Origin of the sequence: Leptospira sanjuanensis, from assembly GCF_022267375.1 — a bacterium.
Classification (GTDB): Bacteria; Spirochaetota; Leptospiria; order Leptospirales; family Leptospiraceae; genus Leptospira; species Leptospira sanjuanensis.
This window is the reverse complement of sequence record NZ_JAIZBH010000002.1, coordinates 393,335-414,614: the sequence shown is the minus strand read 5'-3', so window position 1 is coordinate 414,614 and position 21,280 is coordinate 393,335. Positions and strand designations below refer to the sequence as shown.

The following is a 21,280-nucleotide window of genomic DNA, read 5'->3' as shown; positions in this document are numbered from 1 at the left end:
TTTAGCGCGCTTCAGAACCGCAAACGTCGAGAGGCCTATTTCGTTAGGCGACAGTTTGGCAAATTTGGATTTAAATCATTAAATTGTTTGACATTGTAACCTATTGGGTTACAATGGAGGCGATTGATACTTTCATTTAAACATAAAGGTTTAGAGCAGTATTTTGAAACCGGCAGTAAGAAAGGAATTCAACCGGATCACGCAGGTAAGTTAGGTAGAATTTTAGATAGATTAGACGCTTCATTAAATCCAAAGGATATGGATTTACCTTCATTTAAATTGCATCAACTTAAAGGTAAGGAGCAAGATCGATGGTCGGTCTGGGTAAATGGAAATTGGCGTATTATATTTGAATTCGAAGGTGAAAACGCAATCTTAGTCGATTACGAAGATTATCATTAGAAGTAACTATTATGAATAAAAGAAAACCAACGCATCCAGGGGAAGTATTATTGGAAGACGTAATCAAACCATTGGGTTTGACTATTACAGAAGCGGCAAAAGATTTAGGGATATCACGTAAAACACTTTCTGAGATCGTCAATTCCAAAAGTTCAATTACTCCTGAAACAGCAATTAGGATTGCATTAGCGACTAATACTTCTCCCGAAAGTTGGCTTAATATGCAGACTAAATTAGATTTATGGAATGCTTTACAAGATAAACCTAAGAATGTGATTAAATTTCCAATTTCTGCTTAGGTATGATTTTAAATACAGCCAAACCGATCGCCTAACTTCGTCTCCTCGCTTCGTTCGGAATCGCTAATGCGATCCTCACTACGGGCTAAAGCCACATTGCTTTGTCACTTCGGTTCGCGAAACGGCGCTAAGACGCCTCGAACCTCGTGCCAAGTCCGGCGCGCTTAAAGCGCTTGGACACGCAACGTCGAGGAGACTCTTTCGTTAGACGACATGCGTGCGAAATGACTTTTGCAATGAAAATGTCTTTATAAGTTCATTTTTGTAATTCGAAAAAGTGTAAAAATTTCGTTGACCGAATTTGAAAATGTATTACGTTCGTAATACAAAAGGTGTTTTTTATGATTAGTCTTCGATTACCCCCGGAATTAGAAAAGAAACTGTCAGAAGTAGCTAAAATTGAAAATAAAAGCAAATCAGAAGTTCTTAAAGAGTCTTTAGTTTATTACATTGATAATTTTGCGAAAAAGCCATCGGCCTATGAATTGGGTAAAAAATACTTTGGTCAATATAAGAGTGAGATTTCAGATAAATCGGTAAATCATCAAAAGTATATTAAAGATGCAATATTGAAAAAGCAAAAAGGCAAATGATCAAAGCAATTATTGATACTGGACCTATTGTTGCCTTTTTCGATGAATCAGATGTTTATTGTAACAGCATCAGATTGTTTCTCAAGGATTTCAAAGGAAGATTATTTACGACTATTGCCGTGGTAACAGAAGTTTCATATTTATTATCTGATAATAAGCAAGTTCAGAATTCATTCATTGAATGGATTAAAGACGGAGCGGTTACAATTTTAAATCAGGATAATGAGCATTTCCCATTTATACATTATTATATGGAAAAATATTCAGATCGCCCGATGGATTTTACGGATGCTTCTCTTGTTAGCCTTTCCGAAATATATGGAATTAAAGATATTTTAACTTTGGACAGTGATTTCCTTTTTTACAAAACGAAAAAAGGAAAAGCATTAAATATTCTTAATTTTGAAATGATTAAGGCTTAAATTAAAGCACGCACGATCGTCTAACTTCGTCTCCTCGCTTCGTTCGGGATCGCTGATGCGACCCTCACTACGGTCTTCGACACATTGCTTTGCCACTTCGGTTCGCGGGACGCGACTAAGGTCGCTCGAACCTCGTGCCAACCGCGTCGCGCTAATGCGCTTGCGGCCGCAACGTCGAGGAGACTCTTTCGTTAAGCGAACATGCCGCGATTTATCAGATAATTAAAATCATTTTGTTTGAGTATTTTTAAGGCAAAGTAATGATTGACAATGTATCTCAATTGGGGAACAATTAAATTAAAGGTAATTGTCATGGCAAAAACAGCAATGATTCGGGCGAGAGTTGAAGGGAATTTAAAAAAGGACGTAGAAAACATACTCGACCATTTAGGTATTTCTGCTTCAGAAGCTATCAATATTTTTTATCATCAAATTAAACTTAGTAAAGGTTTACCATTTCCAGTTAAACTACCAAATAAAGTAACGCAAAAGACTTTTGAAGCCACTGATAAAAAGAAAGGAATAAAGTCTTTTAAATCTAAAGAGGAATTATTCACGAAGCTGGGAATATGAAATTTAATCCTAGCTTTACAACTCAATTCAATAAAGATATTAAGTTACAGAAAAAGCGCAAAAAGGACTTAGGCAAACTTAAAGAAATCATGTCGCTACTGATTGATGGGATTTCACTAAGTTCAAAGCATAAAGATCATAAGTTAACTGGGAATTATAAGAATCGACGTGAATGTCATATTGAACCTGATTGGCTTTTGATCTACAAGTTAGAAGGCAATTTAATCATATTTGAAAGAACTGGAACACATTCGGATTTATTCGATTAATTTTATCTTAACGATGCGGCACGTCGCTTAACTTCGTCTCCTCGCTTCGTTCGGGATCGCTCATGCGACCCTCACTGCGGGCTAAAGCCACATTGCTTTGTCACTTCGGTTCGCGGGACGCTCGCTAAGGCTCGCTCGAACCTCGTGCCAACCCTTCGCGCAAATGCGCTTCAGGGACGCAACGTCGAGGAGACTCTTTCGTTAGACGACATAGACCAAGGAATATTATGAATGATATAATGACTTTTATCGAAACACATCCAGAGACGAATAAAATAATGCTATTTATTTTAGGCTTAATAGTCGCTTGGATTTCCGGAATATTTAAGCTAATACGTTTATACATTGAGAAATTGGATATTAGGTTACGCTTAGAAATTGAACCTTCTTCAGCAAGAATCTTATATTTAAAAGAATCTGAAGATGGAAAAGGATTCTCCAAGAGATTTGCAATTTGGTTAAATTTAAGTATAGCGAATCCTTCAGAAAAATTATTATCTATTAAACGTTTTGAGTTAAAGTTTCGTAATAAAGATAACAAGTGGTCAGAAAGTTTATTTCCAACCACCTTTCCTAGTTCCCCCCGGACTAAAGTAGGAGACAGTGTAAAAATATTCCCAGTTTTCTTTACAAGATTCCTAGATACAGAAGCACTTACGGGTGATCGAACTTTTTCAGCAGATGGGAGAATTGCAGCATATAATTTTCAGACAGGGTATTTATTGTTTGTAGAAGAGTATTATGGGACTTGGCTACCTGAAAATATTCAGGAGAAAATAAATATCAAAGTCATATGCTTTGATATAAAAGGCAAAAAATATGAATTAACGGGTATGGCTAGAAATATTTCATTTCAAGCAGGAATTGAGGCTGTACCAGGTATAGAAAAATACAGGGACGATTTTAAATATTTAGGTTCTGTCTCAAGAATCGAAGGTATTACTTCGAGTAAAAAAGAAAATAAAGAGTAGTTTGGTCTACGTCGTCTAACTTCGTCTCCTCGCTTCGTTCGGGATCGCTCATGCGACCCTCACTCCGGCCTCCGGCACATTGCTTTGTCACTTCGGTTCGCGGGACGGCGCTAAGACGCCTCGAACCTCGTGCCAACCGCATCGCGCATATGCGCTTGCGGACGCAACGTCGAGGAGACTCTTTCGTTAGTTGCAATAGTGGCAAAAATAAATTTGAAAGCAGCGTTTGATTTTAAAATCTCTATAAAAGGAATTGGAAGAAAAACGGAGAGTATGTGATTAATTTTGCTTGAAACTGACTTTCTTTCGTATATTTTAGGAATATACAAATGGAATTACCGGATTTAAGCCAAATTACAGGTTTTGACTGGGATTTAGGTAATATTGAAAAGAACTGGAAAAAGCACAAAGTAAAGCCAGGTGAAATAGAAGAAATCTTTTTTAACGATCCTTTACTTGTAATACCGGATGATTACCATTCAGGAAAAGAAGATCGATATATCGTTTTAGGGATTACGAATTCAGGGAGAAAGTTGTTCGCTGTAATAACGATTCGTAAAGATAAGATCCGTCCTATCTCAGTTCGTGAAATGACACTTCGGGAAAGAAAAGTCTATGAAAACTCGTAAAAAAATACCGTCTTTAAAAACAGAGAGTGCAGAAATTGATTTTTGGTCAAAGAATGATTCTACTGACTATATCGATTATTCGAAGGCAAAAAAAGTATCTTTTCCGAATTTAAAGCCTACAACAAAAATGATTTCACTTAGATTGCCTGAAGCACTAATTGATAGATTGAAAGTTATGGCGAACAAGAAAGACATTCCGTATCAATCTTTAATAAAACTTTTGCTTTCAGATAAAGTAGAGGAAGAGCTTAAAAGATAGGGTAGGTAGCTAAAGCCACTACTGCAACTAACTTCGTCTCCTCGCTTCCTTCGGGATTGCTAATGCAACCCTCACTCCGGGCTAAAGCCACATTGCTTTGTCACTTCGGTTCGCGGGACGCTCGCTAAGGCTCGCTCGAACCTCGTGCCAGCCCTTCGCGCAAATGCGCTTCAGGGACGCAACGTCGAGGAGACTCTTTCGTTATCTGCAAGTGGCGGCAGTTCGAACTAACTAGAAAGTGTTTCAAGGACAAATATGAAATATCAATTGAAGGATTTTCATAGAAATATTCCAGATAATGATTTACTTGACGACGTTAAGAATGTCGCCGCCAAACTCGGCGTGACCAAGCTCTCATCGCGGGACTATGACAGCAACGGTGGCAAATTCACATCTGGGACAATTATCGTTCGTTTTGGTGGTTGGAACAAAGCAGTAGAAAAAGCAGGTTTAAGTTTAGTTCATTTAAGAAATATTTCAGAAAAAGACTTATTTGAAAATATTGAATATGTTTGGCTTAAAATAGGAAAGCAACCAGTTTTCAGAGATATTAAGTCGCCTATCTCTAAATACCCCCGCGCACAATATGTTTCACGATTCGGAACATGGAGAAAGGCTTTAGAATCGTTTATTGAATTTATTAATACTCCCAGTGATGAAAATTCTGTAGAAGAATTGATAGGAAAGAGTTCTCCAAATGATTTAACAAGTGAACCTATAATAAAACATAAAACCAAAAGGTATCCGAGTGAGCGATTAAAGGTTCAAGTTTTAATGCGTGATGGAAATAAATGCAAACTTTGCGGTATAACTTTAACAGGTGATAATATTCATTTTGACCATATTATTCCATGGTCAAAAGGTGGAGAAACGGTTTTGGAAAATTTACAAGTGCTTTGTTCAAAGCATAATCTCGCTAAAAGTAATTTAGAATATCCAAAGAAATAAGAAACATATAAAATCGAAACAGAAGCCGCCACCAGCAGATAACTGCGGTTTCTCGCAGCGCTTCGAGATTGCTCCGCAACTCTCGCTTGGCCTTCGGCACATTTGCTTTGTCACTCGGTTTGCAAGACGCGACTAAGGTCGCTCAAACCTCGCGCCAATTCTTCCGCGTGCTTAGGCACGCTCCAGAACCGCAAACGTCGAGAAACCTGCGTCGTTAGCCGAAAGCGCTTGCAAATTTACATTAAATAATAACTATTAACCGAAATAAAAAAAATGTCTGCAAAAATTAATTCAAAAACCCTGTTCGGAAATCTGAACTTTCAAGAATTACACGAAAATAATGAATTTAAAGAAGACAGCGTTAGAGAAGTAATAATACTTCCTATTTTGAATGCTCTCGGATACAAAGAAGGACAAATTATAAGAAGTAAAACGTTAGAGCATCCATTTCTGAAAATCGGCAGTAATAAGAAAATTCCAATTAAGCTAATTCCAGATTATCTAATTTTAATAGAAGAAAATTATGCCTTAACTCTAGATGCAAAATCTCCAGACATCAACATAATGGATGAAGATAATATTGGACAAGTTTACAGTTATGCATCACATCCTGAAATCCGCAGCACATATTTCGCTCTATGTAATGGTCTTGAATTTGCTCTATATCGAAGAGAATCAACAAATAAACCAATCCTTTTATTTCAAATAGAAGAAATCGAACATTCTTGGGAAAAACTATCAATGTTATTATCTGCTAATAGTTTTCAAATTGGTAAAAATCTTTCCTATGATTCATTAACTATCGCTAAAACTGGAGAATTCGATTATAAATTACGACCTTTACTAGATGAAATTCCGGTTAGAAAGCAACAAGCAAAAAGACATTTCGGAGTACATGGGTATTTTACAAAACAAGCCTGGAATATAGTCTCTGACTATATAAAAAATTTCAGTCGACCCAACGACATAATTTTGGACCCTTTTGGCGGCAGCGGAGTCACAGCCATTGAAGCTTTAATGAACAATCGAAAGGCAATAAGCATTGATCTAAATCCAATGGCAGTTTTTATAGTAAAGTCGTTGGTTAGCCCAATTAAATTAGCATTCCTGTCAGATTCCTTTCAAAAAATTAAAAAAGAATATTTGGAAAAAGAACCGAAAACCAAAGAAGATATCAAAGCAGCTTTAAAGAAATATCCCTATCCGAAAGGATTTCCTTTACCGAAAGGTTCCGATGTTGAAACTGTTGAGCAATTATTTAGTGATAAACAATTAGCTCAATTAGCGCTATTAAAATCCATAATCAAGAAAGAACCAGATGAAAATATAAAAAATTCACTAATGGTAGCTTTTTCAAGTAGCGTTAATAAATTTAATTTAACTTTTCATTATACTAAAAGTGAAGGTGGTGGTGATAGTGCCCCATTTCGTTATTATCGTTATAGAATGGCACCTGATCCGGGCGAATTAGAATTAATGGAAATCTTCGAAACTAAATTTAAAAGATTAGCTGATGCAAAAAGAGAAATGGAATATTTTATTAATGAAACTACAATTAATAATATCGAAATTCTAAAAGGAACAGCCACAAATCTAAAAACAATTCCTAAAGAAAGCATTGATTATATTTATACAGATCCTCCTTACGGAAAAAAAATACCATACTTAGACTTATCAGTTATGTGGAATGCTTGGCTCGACTTACCAGTCTCAGAAGAAGATTATGAACAGGAAGCCATTGAAGGCGGAGAGAAAGAAAAAACAAAAGAAAATTATAACAATTTAATCGCTGAAAGCATTAAAGAAATGTATCGTGTTTTAAAATTTGATAGATGGCTATCTTTTGTGTTTGCACATAAAGATCCAGAATTCTGGCATCTAATTATAGATACAGCTGAAAGTTGCGGCTTTGAGTACGTCGGAGCAGTTCCTCAAAAAAACGGACAAACCAGTTTTAAGAAACGACAAAATCCATTTACAGTTTTATCGGGCCAATTAATTATAAATTTTAGAAAAGTTACAAATCCAAAAGCAATCTTAAAAGCAAACTTAGGCATGAATATAGCTACAATAGTAATGCAAACCATTGAAGGCATAATTGCAAAAAATAATGGCGCTACATTAGAACAAATCAATGATGAATTAATTATAAAAGGCCTAGAATTGGGTTTTTTAGATCTATTGAAAAAAGAATACACTGATCTTACACCTATTCTCTTAGAAAATTTTGATTACAATGAAGCTACTGAAATTTTCACAATTAAAAAAGGAATGAAATTCAAAACTCATATAGATGTAAAACTAAGAATAAAATATTATTTGATTAGCTTCCTAACCAGAATGCAACGAGAAAACAAATCAACACACTTTGATGAAATTATTCTTTATATCTTACCTCTTTTAAAAAATGGAATTACGCCAGAAAAGCAAACCATACTCTCAGTTTTAGAAGACATCGCCGAGAGAGTTAACGAAGATTCTTGGAAATTAAAAAGAGAAGAATCACAACCAACCCTTTTTAATCTTTCTTAAAATCGCGCCATCGGCTAACACGAGATAACCGCATCGCTGGCGCTCGGCCTGCGGCACATTGCTACTCCGGCATCGAGACTTGCTAAGCAAGTTCGCCGCCGTCGTGCAACGTCGGCTATCTCGGAAACGTTAGACGAACATGCCCCAAATCTTGCGTGGAAAGGCTAAATTAGCCATTGACAAATGATAGCATATATACTACCGTATAGAAATTGAAAGTCGTCTTAGATACAAATGTTCTTTATCAAGCGTTAAGAGCAAGAAAAGGGGCTTCCCGAGCAATTCTGGAATTAGTTTTCGATCAGAAAATTAAGTTAGGATTATCGATACCCGTCTTTAAAGAATATGAAGAAGTGCTAAATAGGCGGACTTCAAAAGCAGATTTAGGAATTAACGATAAAGAAATAAAAAAGATATTGGGATTTATTGCTTACGCAAGTTATCCGCAAACGATTTATTTTGCGTTTCGTCCAAACCTGCGCGATGAGGATGATAATCATTTTGTCGAACTTGCAATAGCCTGTAACGCGGATTATTTAATTACTAGTAACGTAAAAGATTATCTAATAGATAACGATTTAAAATTTCAAGATTTGAAAGTTATAACACCGTCGAATTTTATGAATTATTGGAGGGAGAATTATGAAAACAAAAGCTAGTGTATTGACTATTAGAATTCCTTCTGAATTGAAGCATAAAATTGAGAAAGTGGCTGAAGAGCAGGGTGTTTCAATAAATCAATTAGCACTTTACGCATTTACGAAAGAAATTCAAGATCTTGAAACTTCTCAATATTTTGAAAAATATTACAAAGGTAAAACTAAGAAACAAATTTTCGCAGATTTTAGAAATGTTCTTTCTCAGATCAATAGCGACGATAAAATTCCTGCTTGGGATAAATTATAATATCTAATAATCGGGGCACGTCGTCTAACTGCGGCTCCTCGCTTCGTTCGGGATCGCTCATGCGACCCTCACTCCGGGCTAAAGCCACATTGCTTTGTCACTTCGGTTCGCGGGACGGCGCTAAGGCGCCTCGAACCTTGTGCCAACCGCGTTGCGCATAGGCGCTCGCGGACGCAACGTCGAGGAGACTCTTTCGTTAGTCGACATAATGAAAATCAAATTTAACAAGAAAAATGTATGAAATTCGAATTAAGAGATTTACATCAAAAGATTTCGGATCTGGACATTATAGAAAACCTTCAGTCTGTAGCAAAAAATTTGCAAAAAGATTCATTAAAGATCAGAGACTATTCAAAGAAAAATGGGGCAAAATATTCCTACCAAACGGCTAAGAAACGATTCGGGAGTTGGGAGAGAGCGCTGCATAAAGCAAGATTAAATACTGAAGCAAGTATCCATGGCATTGAATACGGAGAAAATTCTATTAGAGATGAATTTTTACTTAAAGATATTCAAGAAGTAGCTTTAAAATTAAATAATACTAAGCTTACAATTTCTGAGTATGACGAGTATGGGAAATATGGGTCTACTACTTTAATTAAACGTTTTGGCGGATGGAATAATGCAAAGAAAAAAGCTAATTTGGAAGTGGGAAGGCATTATAATACTTCCGTTGAAGACTACTTAGAGAATATCTTAAATATTTGGACTTATTTAGGCAGACAACCTCGATACGAGGAAGTGGCTAAGCCACTATCTAAATATCATGTCAGCTCATATGAAAATAAATTTGGATCTTGGAAAGCTGCATTAGAATCATTTGTAAAATTTATCGATTCGGACTCTTTTGAAAAAGAAACCGAATCAATATCAGAAGATGTTGGTCCAAATGAATCCCAGTTAGCGAAATTGGAACCTCCGATTCATATAAGTGAAAATGAGATTAAAATAAAAAGAAGCCCTAGAAAAATTAATTTGAGGTTAAGATTTTTTATACTGAAACGAGACCGATTTACTTGCCAAGCCTGCGGAAAATCCCCTTCTAAAAATCCCGATATAGAACTTAATGTAGATCATATTCTACCCTGGAGTAAAGGTGGTGAAACAGCTATAGAAAATCTTCAAACTCTTTGCTTTGAATGTAACCAGGGCAAAAGTAATGTCTTATAATTCATTACGTCGACTAACTGCGGCTTCTCACTGCGCTTCGAGATTGCTTCGCAACTCTCGCTTGGCCTTCGGCACATTCGCTTTGTCACTTCGGTTCGCGAGACGCGACTAAGGTCGCTCGAACCTCGTTCCAATTCTTTCGCGCGTTTATCGCGCTCCAGAACCGCGAACGTCGAGAAGCCTACGTCGTTATGCGCAATAACATGGGTAATAAATACTAATATAAAATGATCACTAAAGAACAGCTTCAAAAATTTTTGGAACCCTATCTATTTGAATATGAAATAATAGATAAATTGAAATTTTCCGAACAATACTTTCTTGATTGTAGTCGCTCAATAAACGCAAAGACACTAACTATCTTGAATAGAGATGGGATTATTAATGAATTCGAAAAGGTATTTCATATTACTACCTCGATGCTAAGAAAGATTAATAGTGAAAAGTTGACTGACCTTTATACAATTGAAAATGGATTTGCATTACGACAAAATATGTCCGTTGTTGCCTCATTAACTCAATCAGGCGGAGTGAGTTTCCGATCATTGCCAGTCATTTCTCGATGGATTCTTAATTTATTCTTATTTAAATATGAAGAGAATACTCGATTCAATAGAACAACACTCTTAGATATTGCAAGTGCTTTGCAAAGAATTTCACAATTAATTGGGATTAGCATTTTTGACGCAAAAGTTTACTCAGGTCGTGATGAAAATGCAGTTACGATCGATGGTCTTTTTGATCTTAATAAGTCAGACAAAGGAAGAATATTAGTATATTTAGATAATGCATTAGAGGTAATCAATAGTCTACATTCTGAGAATAAACAAACATTAGAGATAATTTCGGAAACAATAATAGAACTTAAGCAGGAAACTGTTAAGGAAAAGCCAAAATGGAGTATAATCCTTTCAAAGCTGGCTCAATTGTTGATTATAACTGCGGCATTGACTTCTGGAATCGCTGATGCTAAGAACGCACATGAAAATTTACGGAAAGCATGGAATACAATTGTTGAAAACTCAACAAGTAATTTTGATACGAATAATCAAATTAACTACGATTTGTACCCGAAAGGTCTGATTGATGAGCCAAAGTTTTAAGGTTACATGTTACTGCGCATAACTGCGGTTTCTCGCTTCGTTCGTCACTCACGGTTCCCGCTCGGACTCACTTCGGGCTTCGCCACATTTGCTTTTTAACTTCGGCTTGCAAGGCGCTCACTAAGGTTCGCTCAAGCCTCGTTAAAATCCCTTTGCGCACAAGCGCTCCGGGAACGCAAACGTCGAGAAGCCTCTTTCGTTATACGCCATCGCTTTATATTAAATAGACATTATGAACTTAAATAAATACATTTATCGAAAATTAAGAATTGATGATAAAAAGTTTAACGGCTCTATCGAATCATTCTATCAAAACGTAGTTGTGCCAATTTTCGTTAAAAGAGATAAACAGTATTTTTTAATAGGGACTGGATTTATTTTAGGTCATAGAAAGGATCACTTTCTAATTTCAGCAAATCACGTAGTAAAGGATAATGGAAAAGAATTTTATACGCACGATAAGGGCCGCTTTGTAAATATCACTGGAACGCTAAACCAACCAGTCATAATTAACGAAAATAAAGTATTAAAGGATTTGATTGATATCGATTTTTGCACAATTAAATTATCGGACAATTTTTTGCAGGAGTTAGTGCATCTGCCGATTATATTTGATCATAGTTTAGTATATTCCAAAGATGATTTCAAGGAAGGCGACAGTTTAATTGTAGCTGGGTATTTAATCTCGAAAACTGAATTCGTATTAAAGTTAAGACGTCTTAAAAGTTCGATTTTTGTCCACCAACTTGATTTCGTTAAGAACGAATTAGGCTATTATAATTACTATATTCCAATAAAAAGATCTGATGGTAGCTCTCTTCCAGAGTTAAATGGCCTAAGTGGGTCACCAATATTTTACATCCCTAAAGATTCAAAAGATATATTTATTGCAGGTATAGGTAAAGCGTATCGAGTCGATAAGATCGCAACGCGAATTGATATATTTTTTGAGCCAATGTCACTTGTTTTGAAATTTATAGAAAGCGACGGCGTATAACTGCGGCTCCTCGCTTCGTTCGGGATCGCCAATGCGACCCTCACTACGGTCTTCGACACATTGCTTTGCCGCTTCGGTTTGCGAGACGGCGCTAAGGCGCCTCAAACCTCGCGCCAACTCCTTCGCGCAGAGGCGCTCGGAGTCGCAACGTCGAGGAGACTCTTTCGTTAGACGCAAGTCAGCAAAAATTCCTGTTTTTCCCAATTTATAGTTTCAAAATTATTTTATTCAAATTATCGAAAAAATCATTGACGCTTGTTTTATTATATATATGCTTAAATATATATGAACAAGGCTAAAATTTTTAAAAATGGTGACAGTCAGGCAATTCGTTTGCCTAAAGATTATCGTTTTAAAGGTAAAGAGGTTTATATAAGGAAAGACGGGAATAATGTTATTTTAACACCAATAGATGATGCCGTTGATAGATTTTGGAACGCAGTTAATAATTTCTCAGATGATCTTGTAATTGATCGAAATCAACCAGCGGAGTATGACAAACGAAATAGAATATGATTCAATACTTATTAGATACAAATATTTGCATTTATATAATTAATCAAAAGCCAGAGTCGGTTTATAAAAAATTCAAAAAGATCAAATTTGAAAATATCTTTATTTCATCAATTACAGAATTTGAACTGAAGTATGGTGTTCAGAAAAGTCTACATTCTGAAAAGAATTCGAGAGTCTTAGAAGATTTTTTAAGTTATTTGAATATTCTTCCATTTGTTAGTGAAGACACGAATAAAGCTGCAAAAGTTCGAGTAGAATTAGAGAAAGTAGGGAAGCCAATTGGCCCTTTCGATCTTTTAATAGGTTCTCAGGCGTTATCGAATAAACTTACTCTTGTGACAAACAATGAGAAGGAATTTAATCGGATTAAAGATCTTAAAATTGAAAACTGGCTTTAAAAGATGCTGACCAGCGTCTAACTTCGTCTCCTTGCTTCGTTCGGGATCGCTAATGCGTCCCTCACTACGGGCTAAAGCCACATTGCTTTGCCACTTCGGTTCGCGAGCCGTTCGCTAAGGCTCACTCGAACCTCGTGCCAACCGCGTCGCGCTAATGCGCTTGCGGCCGCAACGTCGAGGAGACTCTTTCGTTAGCCGACATGGCTAATGATGAATTTTATACAAAATATGAAAAAGAAAACAAGAGGCTTAAGGCGGAAATGTAGGGTGCTCGTTGCGACACTTATTAAACTTACTGAGGAGTTCCCAGAAGGATCTTCAGACAAGGAATTTTGGCATTTTCATATACCTGTAAAAAAATCATTTGCCGATTCGAAGAGAACGCCGAAAAAAGCAAGAAAACTACTAATTCAAACACTCATTAATCGCTCAGAATATTTATCTACGTTAAAGCCTTCTGGGAATGTATTTTGCAAAGTGGTTTGTATTATCTGTAAGCAGGAATTGTCTAGATCTCAAATAATTATCTTTTTCAATAAAGAATATTTTAATAGCTTTTTTATCCGGAATGATGAAGAGCAAGTATGGATCCTAATAGAAACAAACGAATTCGATATTAAATCAATGTATAATATTCCATTAAGATTCAGTATTAAATACTACTTGGAAAATATATACGATGGTGATGTCGTTTGGAAAGATGAATTATTAGTCATAGGCGAGCTTGAATAGCAAGATTTTATAACATATGTCAGAAGAATATTTATCAGTAATGAATGAAACCAAATGGAAAGAAATTAAACTTCTAATGGTAAATTACTCTTTCCTCGTTTATTGGAGAACAAAAGATCTTTACACTCAACACATTTCAAATTGGGATGGTGAGTGGTTTTATCATTTTACATTAGGTGGATATAAAACGATCGAGTTACTAGAAATCAAAGTCGTTGAAGAAGAGAAATTTGAACAAGTTTTAGCGGATCTTAAAGCAATTCACGTTCCCGGTAAAATAAATGATAAAATAATAACAATCTACGGCTATCAAAAAGATCAAATCTTGAATTATTTGTAAAATGCTATAGCGTTGATAGCCACGTCGGCTAACTGCGGTTTCTCGCTTCGTTCGTCACTCACGGTTCCCGCTCGGACTCACTGCGGGCCTTGCCACATTTGCTTTTTAACTTCAGCTTGCAAGACGCTCACTAAGGTTCGCTCAAGCCTCGTTAAAATCCCTTCGCGCACAAGCGCTCCGGGAACGCAAACGTCGAGAAACCTACGTCGTTAAGCGACAGTGGCGAACTTGAATCTTAATACAAATATCTTTCGATAAAAGCCAATGAGAGAAAAAATTAAAGACTTTACAAATATTTAGTATATCGATTATACTATTAAAGTGCGCTTTGAATGGGATCTTGAAAAAGAAAGGATAAATATTCAAAAGCATGGTCTTTCATTTGGAGAAGCATCATTAGTTTTTGCTGACCCGAGAACGATTTACATTTCTGATCCAGACCATTCTATTGATGAAGTAAGAGAAATTGCACTTGGGACAATTGAAAATATTACTATCGCGGTCGTAATTTTTGTTGATCGATCACAAAATGATGAAGAAATAATAAGGATCATATCGGCGAGGCCAGCTACAAATTCAGAAAAAGCTCAATACTACTCAGCTGATATCTAATATATGAGAGAAGAATACGATTTTTCAAAAGGCAAGCGTGGTGTTTACTCACGGGATTTAAAGGATCTTCATTTTCCGGTATATCTTGATCCGCAATTAGAAGAATACTATAAGAAAATCGCACTTAAGAAGAATAAAGATCTTAGTACAATTGTTAATACGATCTTACAAAAAGAAATGGAATTACACAATTCCTTAATTTAATTAACGCCACCATCGCTTAACTTCGTCTCCTCGCTTCGTTCGTCACTCACGGTTCCCGTTCGGACTCACTCCGGGCTAAAGCCACATTGCTTTGTCACTTCGGATCGCGGGACGGCGCTAAGGCGCCTCGAACCTCGTGCCAACCGCGTCGCGCAAAAGCGCTTGCGGCCGCAACGTCGAGGAGACTCTTTCGTTAGGCGACAGTTCGAAAATTTAATATATAATGAGATCAATATGGGATTAGATATGAGACCTTTAGGTAGGCCTAAACCTGGATACGAAAACGAATACATCAAAATCTTTAATATTCTTCAGAGTCGAGAAAAACAAAAAATTAATTTAATCGAGAAACTATTAGGAAAAAAAGAAAATACATTCGAACAGCTTTTGGTTATTTGGAATGAATTACAAATTTCACCATTCGAAACCATAAAAGCTCCTATGGTCGGAAGAGATTTCGAAGCAAATATGTGGCTCAATTCTCTTTATGAAACAACTGACAAATCTATAGAAAAAGAAGAATTTTTTCAAAATTACAATGGATACTATGTAATAGAATTAGCAAAAGAGCTTGAGGGTGTTCCAATGTATCAATCTCCTGTCGCTGATGCAAATGTGTTTCGAGGTGAGTTTCTCAGAGATTGTGAAGATTTAATCGGTGAAAAATTAACATCTGAAGCATGGATTTCTAAACTGTCTCACGAAGCATTAGATTACGGAAATAGACTTATGGATATTGCAGACAAATTAGCAATCAAACATAATTTAGAATATCTAAAATCAATAAGGATTCCACCAAAAAGTGAAGAAGATTCAATGGATGCAAAATTACATATTCTTTTTTCCCTTGCAAAATGGCTTATTTTTTATGGAAAAAATGGACATGGGTACGAGGCAGATTATTAAACACATACGAACCGTCGCCTAACTTCGTCTCCTCGCTTCGTTCGGGATCGCTCATGCGCCCCTCACTTCGGTCTTCGACACATTGCTTTGTCACTTCGGTTCGCGAGCCGGCGCTAAGACGCCTCGAACCTCGTGCCAAGTCCAGCGCGCTTAAAGCGCTTGGACACGCAACGTCGAGGAGACTCTTTCGTTATGCGAAATGGCTGAAAACTAAATTGAAATTGGGATTGACAAATATATCAAATTTGATATATTTGAATAGTGAAGTTTAAAATCCAATTATTAGAACCTGCGGAAGAGTTTCTTTTAAAACTGGAAAACAAACTTAAAGCCAAAGCATTTAGAACGATTGAATTATTAGGAGAATTTGGGCCAGAATTAAGAGAACCATTTTCTAAGAAAATTCAAGGTTACGAAGGGCTCTTCGAGCTAAGAATTAAACAGGGTTCTAATATTTGTAGATTCTTTTATTTCTTTGAGAAAGATCGCGTTGTTATTTTAACTTCAGGATATATAAAGAAAGAGCAAAAGACGAGTAAAGATCAATTGACTAAGGCCTTCAAGTTGATGAAGACTTATAGAGGAGAGCAAGTATGAAACTTAAGACGAAAAGCTTTGATTTACTTCTAAATAAAGAGCTGAAAAATAAAGATTTTAAGAAAGATTATGAAGCTCTTTCCAATGAGTTTACTTTAGCCAAAGAAATTATCAAATTGAGAAAAAAGAGAAATCTGACTCAAAAGGATTTAGCAGAGAAAATTGGCACTTCTCAACCAGCGATAGCACGCATTGAATCAGGAAATTATAAGAACTTATCATTGTCATTGATTAACCGACTTGCAAAAGCACTGGATGCTGAGCCAGTAATACATTTAAAGAGTAAAAACGCTTAAATAACAATCAGCCACTTCGCATAACTTCGTCTCCTCGCTTCGTTCGGGATCGCTAATGCGACCCTCACTTCGGGCTAAAGCCACATTGCTTTGTCACATCGGTTCGCGAGACGGCGCTAAGGTCGCTCGAACCTCGTGCCAACCCTTCGCGCAAATGCGCTTCAGGGACGCAACGTCGAGGAGACTCTTTCGTTAGGCGTCATTGTCGCAATAATCATTAAAGAAGATTAAATGGAAAATGAAGAAACTCAAAGGCAAGTTCCTTTCGCAATTATCGATCTGGCGACGGTTGTATTATCTGTTTACGTTTTAACGGCGTTATTGCTAAGTTCTTTCATTAAACTTGATTCAGAATTAGAAAGATTATTAAATTTTATCGATAATCTGATTTGCATCTTTTTCATCTTTGATTTTACATACAAGTTATTCACTGCGGAAAGCAAGCTCTCGTATTTAAAATGGGGATGGATCGATTTGCTTTCGAGTATTCCTACTTTAGATTATTTTAGGGCAGGGCGACTATTCAGGTTAATTCGGCTTTTACGAGTTCTTAGAGCATTACGATCTACAAAAAACTTAATTCATTTCATTTTTAAAAATAAGGCACAAGGTGCATTCTCTTCTGTTGCTTTAATCGCGTTTGTAATTATTATCTTTTCGTCGATTTCAATTCTTCAGGTTGAAGATGATCCGAATAGTAATATTAAGACTGCGGAAGACGCTCTTTGGTGGTCTTATACAACGGTTACAACAGTAGGTTATGGAGATAGATTTCCTGTTACAACTGAGGGTAGATTGATAGCGGCGATTTTAATGACGACCGGAGTTGGTTTGTTTGGAACTTTCACCGGCTTCGTCGCTTCTTGGTTTGTATCATCGAAATCCAATGATGGAAAGTAATCAGTAATAGGAATACTTTAATAAGCGACAACGAACGCCTAACTTCATCTCCTCGCTCCGTTCGGGATCGCTAATGCGCCCCTCACTACGGGCTTCGCCACATTGCTTTGTCACTTCGGTTCGCGAGCCGGCGCTAAGGCGCCTCGAACCTCGTGCCAACTCCTTCGCGCGTAAGCGCTCGGAGACGCAACGTCGAGGAGACTCTTTCGTTAGACGGCATCTGCTAAAAATGGACTTGCAACTTGATTTACTATTTAAAGTCGTTTTGACTATTTCGCGGTTGACAATACATCTTATATGATGTAAATTGATTTGTGGCGAGAAAATGGAAAGTTTACTATTACTCGGAATCTGAGAACGAAGAAAGTGAAATCGAAACTTTTATCAATTCTAAGGATGAACGAAATCAAGCAAAGATATTAGCTTGGATCGAGAAACTTGAAGAATTAGGTCCAAATTTACCAAGACCTTACGCTGATATTTTAAAAAACGGAATTCATGAGCTAAGAATTAAACTTTCCGGCGATCAGGTTCGTATATTATATTTCTTCTGTTATAAAGACTATGTTATACTAACGAATCATTTTATTAAACGGTCTGATAAAGTTCCGAAAACTGAAATTGATAAAGCAATGAAGAGAAGAGAGAAGTTTCTTAAAAAATATCCGGAAAAAGAAATAGGGAAGTTATTATCATGAAATCATTCAGAACACATTTAAAATCTAAAATTAAAAATGCGAAATTCAAAGAAAAGTTTCAAGAAGAAAAAGAACTAATTAATTTATCTTTGGAATTACATGATTTAAGAGAAAAGAAAGGGCTTTCTCAATCTGAATTAGCGAAATTAGCTCACGTGACTCAGCAACAACTTTCGAAAATTGAAAATGGAATTAACTGCAATTTAGCTACTTTCTTGAAAGTCTGTCACGCATTAGATTTAGAAGTAAAGGTTAAATCTCGCAAGCATATTGCTTGAACTTGAAAGCAGACGCCGTCTAACTTCGTCTCCTCGCTTCGTTCGGGATCGCTAATGCGCCCCTCACTTCGGTCTTCGACACATTGCTTTGTCACTTCGGTTCGCGGGACGCGACTAAGGTCGCTCAAACCTCGTGCCAAGTCCGGCGCGCTTAAAGCGCTTGGACACGCAACGTCGAGGAGACTCTTTCGTTATACGCAATTGCGGGGGAGACGCCACATCCATGTGGCGAGAAGTAGGGGCGAAAAGGATGAAATTAGGTTGACAAGCATACAATCATTGTATATTATTTAGATTATGAATCAGACTGTTAATATTTCCTTTGAAAAAGCACTTTTAAAAGAAATCGATAAAATTGCAAAGAGGGAACACAGGTCCAGGTCAGAATTGATTCGTGAAGCCGCTAGAGCGTATATTGAGAAAAAAACTAGATGGCAAGCCATCTTTGACTTCACTTCAAAAGTTACTGATCGAAGTAATATTTCTGAAAAGGATGTTTTTAATGAAATTAAATCCGTTAGAAATAAAAGAAATGCTTCTTAATAATGTTGAAGGTATTATTAGATACTAATATTTACATCTCTGCTATTTTATTTAGAGGAAAACCAAGGCTTGTTTTCCAAGATTTAATTGATGAGGTTTTTACAGGATATATTTCGAAAGAAATATTAGCTGAGATTGAATCTACACTCTCTAAACCAAAATTCAAACTTGATGATAATTTTATTCAGATTGTTTTATCTGAAATCAGAGATATTACTGCGCTTGTTAAAAATAAACCTATTCAAGATTATTTAGAGTTAAGAGATAGAGATGATTATCACATTCTGGAGTCTGCTTTTGCAGCAAAAGTAGACTATTTAATCACTGGAGACAAAGATTTATTAACTCTTCAGAAAATTAAGAACTTTAACATCATTACTCCAGATGAGTATTTAAGTATTAAAGTAAGAAACGAAACTTAATTCAGCGACATCCGTGTCGCGAAATTCCGCAACTGCGTATAACTTCGTCTCCTCGCTTCGTTCGTCACTCACGGTTCCCGCTCGGACTCACTACGGTCTTCGACACATTGCTTTGTCACTTCGGTTCGCGGGACGGCGCCAAGGCGCCTCGAACCTTGTGCCAACTCCTTCGCGCACAAGCGCTTCGGAGACGCAACGTCGAGGAGACTCTTTCGTTAGGCGAAATGATGCAATTTTTTACAGGAAAACATGTTTTATGATTAAGAAAATACTAATACTTTTAGCAGTCTGTTATGCTCAAATTGGCTTTGCACAGGATCTACCGCTTACCGTTGAGAAATACAAAATTCACATTCGTGGCGTTGGTAAAATTCTTATTGGTATGAGTGTTGTTGAAATTGAAAAAGTGACAGGTCAAAAATTGAAAATAGAAGAGGATCCGTTAGTAGAGCAAAATTGCGCTTTCTATTATTTCAAAAATTCTACTTCTAGCTTGGGCTTTATGTTTACTGGACCTGCTAAAAATAACATGAAACTTGCACGAATTTACTTATACAAGCCAGAGAATGAAACAATTTCTGGCATTAAAATAGGAGATTCATTAGCTAAATTAAAAAGTGTATATAAAGAAAAGTTAGAAGAAACGCGCGGGCATTATACAAACTACTTGGAATATACTTATAAGCCAGTGGATAAATCAGATAAAAATTATGGAATTATTTTTGAGACAAATAATAAGAATATTACATCAATTAGTGTTGGAAGATATCCCGAATTAAATTTAGTAGAAGGATGCTTGTAGTGTATTTTGCATCACTTCGCCTAACTTCGTCTCCTCGCTTCGTTCGGGATCGCTCATGCGACCCTCACTCCGGCCTCCGGCACATTGCTTTGTCACTTCGGTTCGCGGGACGGCGCTAAGGCGCCTCGAACCTCGTGCCAACCCTTCGCGCAGATGCGCTTCAGGGACGCAACGTCGAGGAGACTCTTTCGTTAAGCGACATTGTGAGAAAAATCACTTTAGAATGAAAGTAGATTAGAAATTGCCGGATCTAAATAATCTTGACATTTATTAAGCGAGAAAAGAAAATTACTGAACAAATAATTAGTAAGTATGAATTCCGGCGAAGTTAAAGATATATTAGTCGAACATAAGCAAGAACTCCTAAATTTAGGAGTTCAAAAACTTTTGCTTTTTGGTTCCGTTGCGAGAAATGAAAATCATGAAGGTAGTGACGTAGATATTCTTGTTCAATTCCATTCTGGTAAGAAAAACTTTGATAGCTTTATGGATCTTTCCTTCCGATTGGAAGATCTTTTAAATACTCACGTTGATCTATTAACTGAAGAGTCTCTTACTAAAGATTTACGAGATTTTATACTTTCTGAGGCAATTCTTATTGAAATCTGATTTAGGTTATATAAATCACTTTAAAGAAGAGATTATTTTCTTACAGATTGAATCGAAAAAATTAAATCGTGATCAGTTCGTTTCTGATGATTTAATGAAAAGAGCTTTCGTTAGAAGCATTGAGATAATAGGCGAGGCTTCTAATAAACTATCAGATTCATTCAAGAAAAAATATTCCGATGTGGAATGGAAAAAGCTGTCGGCTACCCGGAATCGCTTAATTCATGGTTACTTTGTAGTGGATTATGATATTGTTTGGGATTTGGTAATAACTAAAATTCCCAATCTAGAAATTCAAATTAATTTAATTATATCAAAAGAAAAAACTCTTTTTGATTAACTAAAAATCACAAC

The 21,280-nt window shown here is 36.4% G+C and carries 33 protein-coding genes; all 33 read left to right on the top strand.

The features are described 5' to 3' along the window. Window positions 1-123: 123 nt before the first annotated feature. The 33 genes from LFX17_RS20080 to LFX17_RS19920 all read left to right on the top strand — a co-directional run bounded on the left by LFX17_RS20080 (window position 124) and on the right by LFX17_RS19920 (window position 21,266). The gene (locus LFX17_RS20080; protein ID WP_238731953.1) at window positions 124-402 is read left to right on the top strand and encodes a type II toxin-antitoxin system RelE/ParE family toxin; all 279 of its coding nucleotides are present in this window, start codon (window positions 124-126) and stop codon (window positions 400-402) included. Window positions 403-413: 11 nt separating this feature from the next. Further along, window positions 414-701, top strand: coding sequence for a HigA family addiction module antitoxin (locus tag LFX17_RS20075; protein WP_100755623.1), 288 nt, complete (start codon window positions 414-416; stop codon window positions 699-701). Between the two features lie 341 nt (window positions 702-1,042). Continuing rightward, a complete protein-coding gene (locus LFX17_RS20070; RefSeq protein ID WP_238731952.1) occupies window positions 1,043-1,294 on the top strand; it encodes a ribbon-helix-helix domain-containing protein in 252 nt (83 codons plus the stop codon). Then, entirely contained in the window at window positions 1,291-1,716 is a 426-nt protein-coding gene (locus LFX17_RS20065) for a type II toxin-antitoxin system VapC family toxin (RefSeq protein WP_238731951.1), read from the top strand. The genes LFX17_RS20070 and LFX17_RS20065 overlap by 4 nt, the downstream gene beginning before the upstream one ends. A 312-nt stretch (window positions 1,717-2,028) precedes the next feature. Next, window positions 2,029-2,289 (top strand): type II toxin-antitoxin system RelB/DinJ family antitoxin, encoded by a 261-nt coding sequence (locus tag LFX17_RS20060; protein ID WP_238731950.1) that lies wholly within the window; start codon window positions 2,029-2,031, stop codon window positions 2,287-2,289. After that, the gene (locus LFX17_RS20055) at window positions 2,286-2,558 is read left to right on the top strand and encodes a type II toxin-antitoxin system YafQ family toxin (protein WP_238731949.1); all 273 of its coding nucleotides are present in this window, start codon (window positions 2,286-2,288) and stop codon (window positions 2,556-2,558) included. The genes LFX17_RS20060 and LFX17_RS20055 overlap by 4 nt, the downstream gene beginning before the upstream one ends. A 227-nt stretch (window positions 2,559-2,785) precedes the next feature. Then, the gene (locus tag LFX17_RS20050; RefSeq protein WP_238748735.1) at window positions 2,786-3,529 is read left to right on the top strand and encodes a hypothetical protein; all 744 of its coding nucleotides are present in this window, start codon (window positions 2,786-2,788) and stop codon (window positions 3,527-3,529) included. A gap of 329 nt (window positions 3,530-3,858) precedes the next feature. Then, a complete protein-coding gene (locus LFX17_RS20045; protein WP_238748734.1) occupies window positions 3,859-4,158 on the top strand; it encodes a BrnT family toxin in 300 nt (99 codons plus the stop codon). Then, window positions 4,145-4,417 carry a BrnA antitoxin family protein gene (locus LFX17_RS20040; RefSeq protein ID WP_135686010.1) on the top strand — a complete coding sequence of 91 codons (273 nt, stop codon included), beginning with the start codon at window positions 4,145-4,147 and terminating at the stop codon, window positions 4,415-4,417. The genes LFX17_RS20045 and LFX17_RS20040 overlap by 14 nt, the downstream gene beginning before the upstream one ends. A gap of 255 nt (window positions 4,418-4,672) precedes the next feature. Next, a complete protein-coding gene (locus LFX17_RS20035; protein ID WP_238731948.1) occupies window positions 4,673-5,365 on the top strand; it encodes a homing endonuclease associated repeat-containing protein in 693 nt (230 codons plus the stop codon). Between the two features lie 273 nt (window positions 5,366-5,638). Next, entirely contained in the window at window positions 5,639-7,897 is a 2,259-nt protein-coding gene (locus tag LFX17_RS20030; RefSeq protein ID WP_238731947.1) for a DNA methyltransferase, read from the top strand. Window positions 7,898-8,109: 212 nt separating this feature from the next. Continuing rightward, on the top strand, window positions 8,110-8,556 hold the full coding sequence (locus LFX17_RS20025; RefSeq protein ID WP_238731946.1) for a putative toxin-antitoxin system toxin component, PIN family: 447 nt from the start codon (window positions 8,110-8,112) through the stop codon (window positions 8,554-8,556). Further along, window positions 8,540-8,803 carry a toxin-antitoxin system HicB family antitoxin gene (locus LFX17_RS20020; protein WP_238731920.1) on the top strand — a complete coding sequence of 88 codons (264 nt, stop codon included), beginning with the start codon at window positions 8,540-8,542 and terminating at the stop codon, window positions 8,801-8,803. Before LFX17_RS20025 ends, LFX17_RS20020 begins: the two co-directional genes overlap by 17 nt. A gap of 237 nt (window positions 8,804-9,040) precedes the next feature. Then, window positions 9,041-9,973: a homing endonuclease associated repeat-containing protein gene (locus LFX17_RS20015; protein WP_238748733.1), complete on the top strand. Its 933-nt coding sequence runs from the start codon at window positions 9,041-9,043 to the stop codon at window positions 9,971-9,973. Window positions 9,974-10,200: 227 nt separating this feature from the next. Further along, window positions 10,201-11,076 (top strand): hypothetical protein, encoded by an 876-nt coding sequence (locus tag LFX17_RS20010; protein WP_238731944.1) that lies wholly within the window; start codon window positions 10,201-10,203, stop codon window positions 11,074-11,076. Between the two features lie 232 nt (window positions 11,077-11,308). Beyond that, window positions 11,309-12,073, top strand: coding sequence for a hypothetical protein (locus tag LFX17_RS20005; RefSeq protein WP_238731943.1), 765 nt, complete (start codon window positions 11,309-11,311; stop codon window positions 12,071-12,073). A gap of 285 nt (window positions 12,074-12,358) precedes the next feature. After that, window positions 12,359-12,589, top strand: coding sequence for a type II toxin-antitoxin system antitoxin VapB (gene vapB, locus LFX17_RS20000; RefSeq protein WP_238731942.1), 231 nt, complete (start codon window positions 12,359-12,361; stop codon window positions 12,587-12,589). Further along, window positions 12,586-12,987, top strand: a complete 402-nt coding sequence (gene vapC / locus LFX17_RS19995; protein WP_238731941.1) for a type II toxin-antitoxin system tRNA(fMet)-specific endonuclease VapC — start codon at window positions 12,586-12,588, stop codon at window positions 12,985-12,987. The genes vapB and vapC overlap by 4 nt, the downstream gene beginning before the upstream one ends. Before the next feature lie 207 nt (window positions 12,988-13,194). After that, window positions 13,195-13,719, top strand: a complete 525-nt coding sequence (locus LFX17_RS19990; RefSeq protein ID WP_238748732.1) for a DUF3916 domain-containing protein — start codon at window positions 13,195-13,197, stop codon at window positions 13,717-13,719. A 16-nt stretch (window positions 13,720-13,735) separates the two neighbouring features. Further along, entirely contained in the window at window positions 13,736-14,059 is a 324-nt protein-coding gene (locus LFX17_RS19985; protein WP_238731939.1) for a DUF6678 family protein, read from the top strand. Between the two features lie 321 nt (window positions 14,060-14,380). After that, window positions 14,381-14,671 carry a BrnT family toxin gene (locus tag LFX17_RS19980; protein ID WP_238731900.1) on the top strand — a complete coding sequence of 97 codons (291 nt, stop codon included), beginning with the start codon at window positions 14,381-14,383 and terminating at the stop codon, window positions 14,669-14,671. 3 nt (window positions 14,672-14,674) lie between these two features. Then, window positions 14,675-14,875: a toxin-antitoxin system, antitoxin component gene (locus tag LFX17_RS19975; protein WP_238731899.1), complete on the top strand. Its 201-nt coding sequence runs from the start codon at window positions 14,675-14,677 to the stop codon at window positions 14,873-14,875. 234 nt (window positions 14,876-15,109) lie between these two features. Next, on the top strand, window positions 15,110-15,781 hold the full coding sequence (locus LFX17_RS19970) for a hypothetical protein (protein WP_238731938.1): 672 nt from the start codon (window positions 15,110-15,112) through the stop codon (window positions 15,779-15,781). Window positions 15,782-16,042: 261 nt separating this feature from the next. Further along, on the top strand, window positions 16,043-16,378 hold the full coding sequence (locus tag LFX17_RS19965) for a type II toxin-antitoxin system RelE/ParE family toxin (RefSeq protein WP_238731937.1): 336 nt from the start codon (window positions 16,043-16,045) through the stop codon (window positions 16,376-16,378). After that, on the top strand, window positions 16,375-16,674 hold the full coding sequence (locus LFX17_RS19960; RefSeq protein ID WP_238731936.1) for a helix-turn-helix domain-containing protein: 300 nt from the start codon (window positions 16,375-16,377) through the stop codon (window positions 16,672-16,674). Before LFX17_RS19965 ends, LFX17_RS19960 begins: the two co-directional genes overlap by 4 nt. A 231-nt stretch (window positions 16,675-16,905) precedes the next feature. Then, window positions 16,906-17,574, top strand: a complete 669-nt coding sequence (locus LFX17_RS19955; RefSeq protein WP_238731935.1) for a potassium channel family protein — start codon at window positions 16,906-16,908, stop codon at window positions 17,572-17,574. Between the two features lie 314 nt (window positions 17,575-17,888). After that, the gene (locus tag LFX17_RS19950) at window positions 17,889-18,272 is read left to right on the top strand and encodes a type II toxin-antitoxin system RelE/ParE family toxin (RefSeq protein ID WP_238731934.1); all 384 of its coding nucleotides are present in this window, start codon (window positions 17,889-17,891) and stop codon (window positions 18,270-18,272) included. Beyond that, window positions 18,269-18,550 (top strand): helix-turn-helix domain-containing protein, encoded by a 282-nt coding sequence (locus tag LFX17_RS19945; RefSeq protein WP_238731933.1) that lies wholly within the window; start codon window positions 18,269-18,271, stop codon window positions 18,548-18,550. The genes LFX17_RS19950 and LFX17_RS19945 overlap by 4 nt, the downstream gene beginning before the upstream one ends. A gap of 297 nt (window positions 18,551-18,847) precedes the next feature. Beyond that, complete coding sequence (locus LFX17_RS19940) at window positions 18,848-19,093, top strand: CopG family ribbon-helix-helix protein (RefSeq protein WP_135595075.1); 246 nt, start codon at window positions 18,848-18,850, stop codon at window positions 19,091-19,093. Window positions 19,094-19,095: 2 nt separating this feature from the next. Beyond that, window positions 19,096-19,515, top strand: coding sequence for a putative toxin-antitoxin system toxin component, PIN family (locus tag LFX17_RS19935; RefSeq protein WP_238731932.1), 420 nt, complete (start codon window positions 19,096-19,098; stop codon window positions 19,513-19,515). Between the two features lie 256 nt (window positions 19,516-19,771). Further along, window positions 19,772-20,317, top strand: a complete 546-nt coding sequence (locus tag LFX17_RS19930; protein WP_238731931.1) for a hypothetical protein — start codon at window positions 19,772-19,774, stop codon at window positions 20,315-20,317. Window positions 20,318-20,629: 312 nt separating this feature from the next. Beyond that, window positions 20,630-20,926, top strand: a complete 297-nt coding sequence (locus LFX17_RS19925) for a nucleotidyltransferase family protein (RefSeq protein ID WP_238731930.1) — start codon at window positions 20,630-20,632, stop codon at window positions 20,924-20,926. Continuing rightward, complete coding sequence (locus LFX17_RS19920; protein WP_238748731.1) at window positions 20,916-21,266, top strand: HepT-like ribonuclease domain-containing protein; 351 nt, start codon at window positions 20,916-20,918, stop codon at window positions 21,264-21,266. Before LFX17_RS19925 ends, LFX17_RS19920 begins: the two co-directional genes overlap by 11 nt. Window positions 21,267-21,280: the final 14 nt, after the last annotated feature.

Excerpts from the sequence above, each read along its gene's own strand:
- LFX17_RS20075 (WP_100755623.1), top strand. The coding sequence starts at position 414 with ATGAATAAAAGAAAACCAACGCATCCAGGGGAAGTATTATTGGAAGAC.
- LFX17_RS20070 (WP_238731952.1), top strand. The coding sequence starts at position 1,043 with ATGATTAGTCTTCGATTACCCCCGGAATTAGAAAAGAAACTGTCAGAA.
- LFX17_RS20065 (WP_238731951.1), top strand. The coding sequence starts at position 1,291 with ATGATCAAAGCAATTATTGATACTGGACCTATTGTTGCCTTTTTCGAT.
- LFX17_RS20060 (WP_238731950.1), top strand. The coding sequence starts at position 2,029 with ATGGCAAAAACAGCAATGATTCGGGCGAGAGTTGAAGGGAATTTAAAA.
- LFX17_RS20055 (WP_238731949.1), top strand. The coding sequence starts at position 2,286 with ATGAAATTTAATCCTAGCTTTACAACTCAATTCAATAAAGATATTAAG.
- LFX17_RS20050 (WP_238748735.1), top strand. The coding sequence starts at position 2,786 with ATGAATGATATAATGACTTTTATCGAAACACATCCAGAGACGAATAAA.
- LFX17_RS20045 (WP_238748734.1), top strand. The coding sequence starts at position 3,859 with ATGGAATTACCGGATTTAAGCCAAATTACAGGTTTTGACTGGGATTTA.
- LFX17_RS20040 (WP_135686010.1), top strand. The coding sequence starts at position 4,145 with ATGAAAACTCGTAAAAAAATACCGTCTTTAAAAACAGAGAGTGCAGAA.
- LFX17_RS20035 (WP_238731948.1), top strand. The coding sequence starts at position 4,673 with ATGAAATATCAATTGAAGGATTTTCATAGAAATATTCCAGATAATGAT.
- LFX17_RS20030 (WP_238731947.1), top strand. The coding sequence starts at position 5,639 with ATGTCTGCAAAAATTAATTCAAAAACCCTGTTCGGAAATCTGAACTTT.
- LFX17_RS20020 (WP_238731920.1), top strand. The coding sequence starts at position 8,540 with ATGAAAACAAAAGCTAGTGTATTGACTATTAGAATTCCTTCTGAATTG.
- LFX17_RS20015 (WP_238748733.1), top strand. The coding sequence starts at position 9,041 with ATGAAATTCGAATTAAGAGATTTACATCAAAAGATTTCGGATCTGGAC.
- LFX17_RS20010 (WP_238731944.1), top strand. The coding sequence starts at position 10,201 with ATGATCACTAAAGAACAGCTTCAAAAATTTTTGGAACCCTATCTATTT.
- LFX17_RS20005 (WP_238731943.1), top strand. The coding sequence starts at position 11,309 with ATGAACTTAAATAAATACATTTATCGAAAATTAAGAATTGATGATAAA.
- vapB (WP_238731942.1), top strand. The coding sequence starts at position 12,359 with ATGAACAAGGCTAAAATTTTTAAAAATGGTGACAGTCAGGCAATTCGT.
- vapC (WP_238731941.1), top strand. The coding sequence starts at position 12,586 with ATGATTCAATACTTATTAGATACAAATATTTGCATTTATATAATTAAT.
- LFX17_RS19990 (WP_238748732.1), top strand. The coding sequence starts at position 13,195 with ATGATGAATTTTATACAAAATATGAAAAAGAAAACAAGAGGCTTAAGG.
- LFX17_RS19985 (WP_238731939.1), top strand. The coding sequence starts at position 13,736 with ATGTCAGAAGAATATTTATCAGTAATGAATGAAACCAAATGGAAAGAA.
- LFX17_RS19975 (WP_238731899.1), top strand. The coding sequence starts at position 14,675 with ATGAGAGAAGAATACGATTTTTCAAAAGGCAAGCGTGGTGTTTACTCA.
- LFX17_RS19970 (WP_238731938.1), top strand. The coding sequence starts at position 15,110 with ATGGGATTAGATATGAGACCTTTAGGTAGGCCTAAACCTGGATACGAA.
- LFX17_RS19960 (WP_238731936.1), top strand. The coding sequence starts at position 16,375 with ATGAAACTTAAGACGAAAAGCTTTGATTTACTTCTAAATAAAGAGCTG.
- LFX17_RS19955 (WP_238731935.1), top strand. The coding sequence starts at position 16,906 with ATGGAAAATGAAGAAACTCAAAGGCAAGTTCCTTTCGCAATTATCGAT.
- LFX17_RS19945 (WP_238731933.1), top strand. The coding sequence starts at position 18,269 with ATGAAATCATTCAGAACACATTTAAAATCTAAAATTAAAAATGCGAAA.
- LFX17_RS19940 (WP_135595075.1), top strand. The coding sequence starts at position 18,848 with ATGAATCAGACTGTTAATATTTCCTTTGAAAAAGCACTTTTAAAAGAA.
- LFX17_RS19935 (WP_238731932.1), top strand. The coding sequence starts at position 19,096 with ATGTTGAAGGTATTATTAGATACTAATATTTACATCTCTGCTATTTTA.
- LFX17_RS19930 (WP_238731931.1), top strand. The coding sequence starts at position 19,772 with ATGATTAAGAAAATACTAATACTTTTAGCAGTCTGTTATGCTCAAATT.
- LFX17_RS19925 (WP_238731930.1), top strand. The coding sequence starts at position 20,630 with ATGAATTCCGGCGAAGTTAAAGATATATTAGTCGAACATAAGCAAGAA.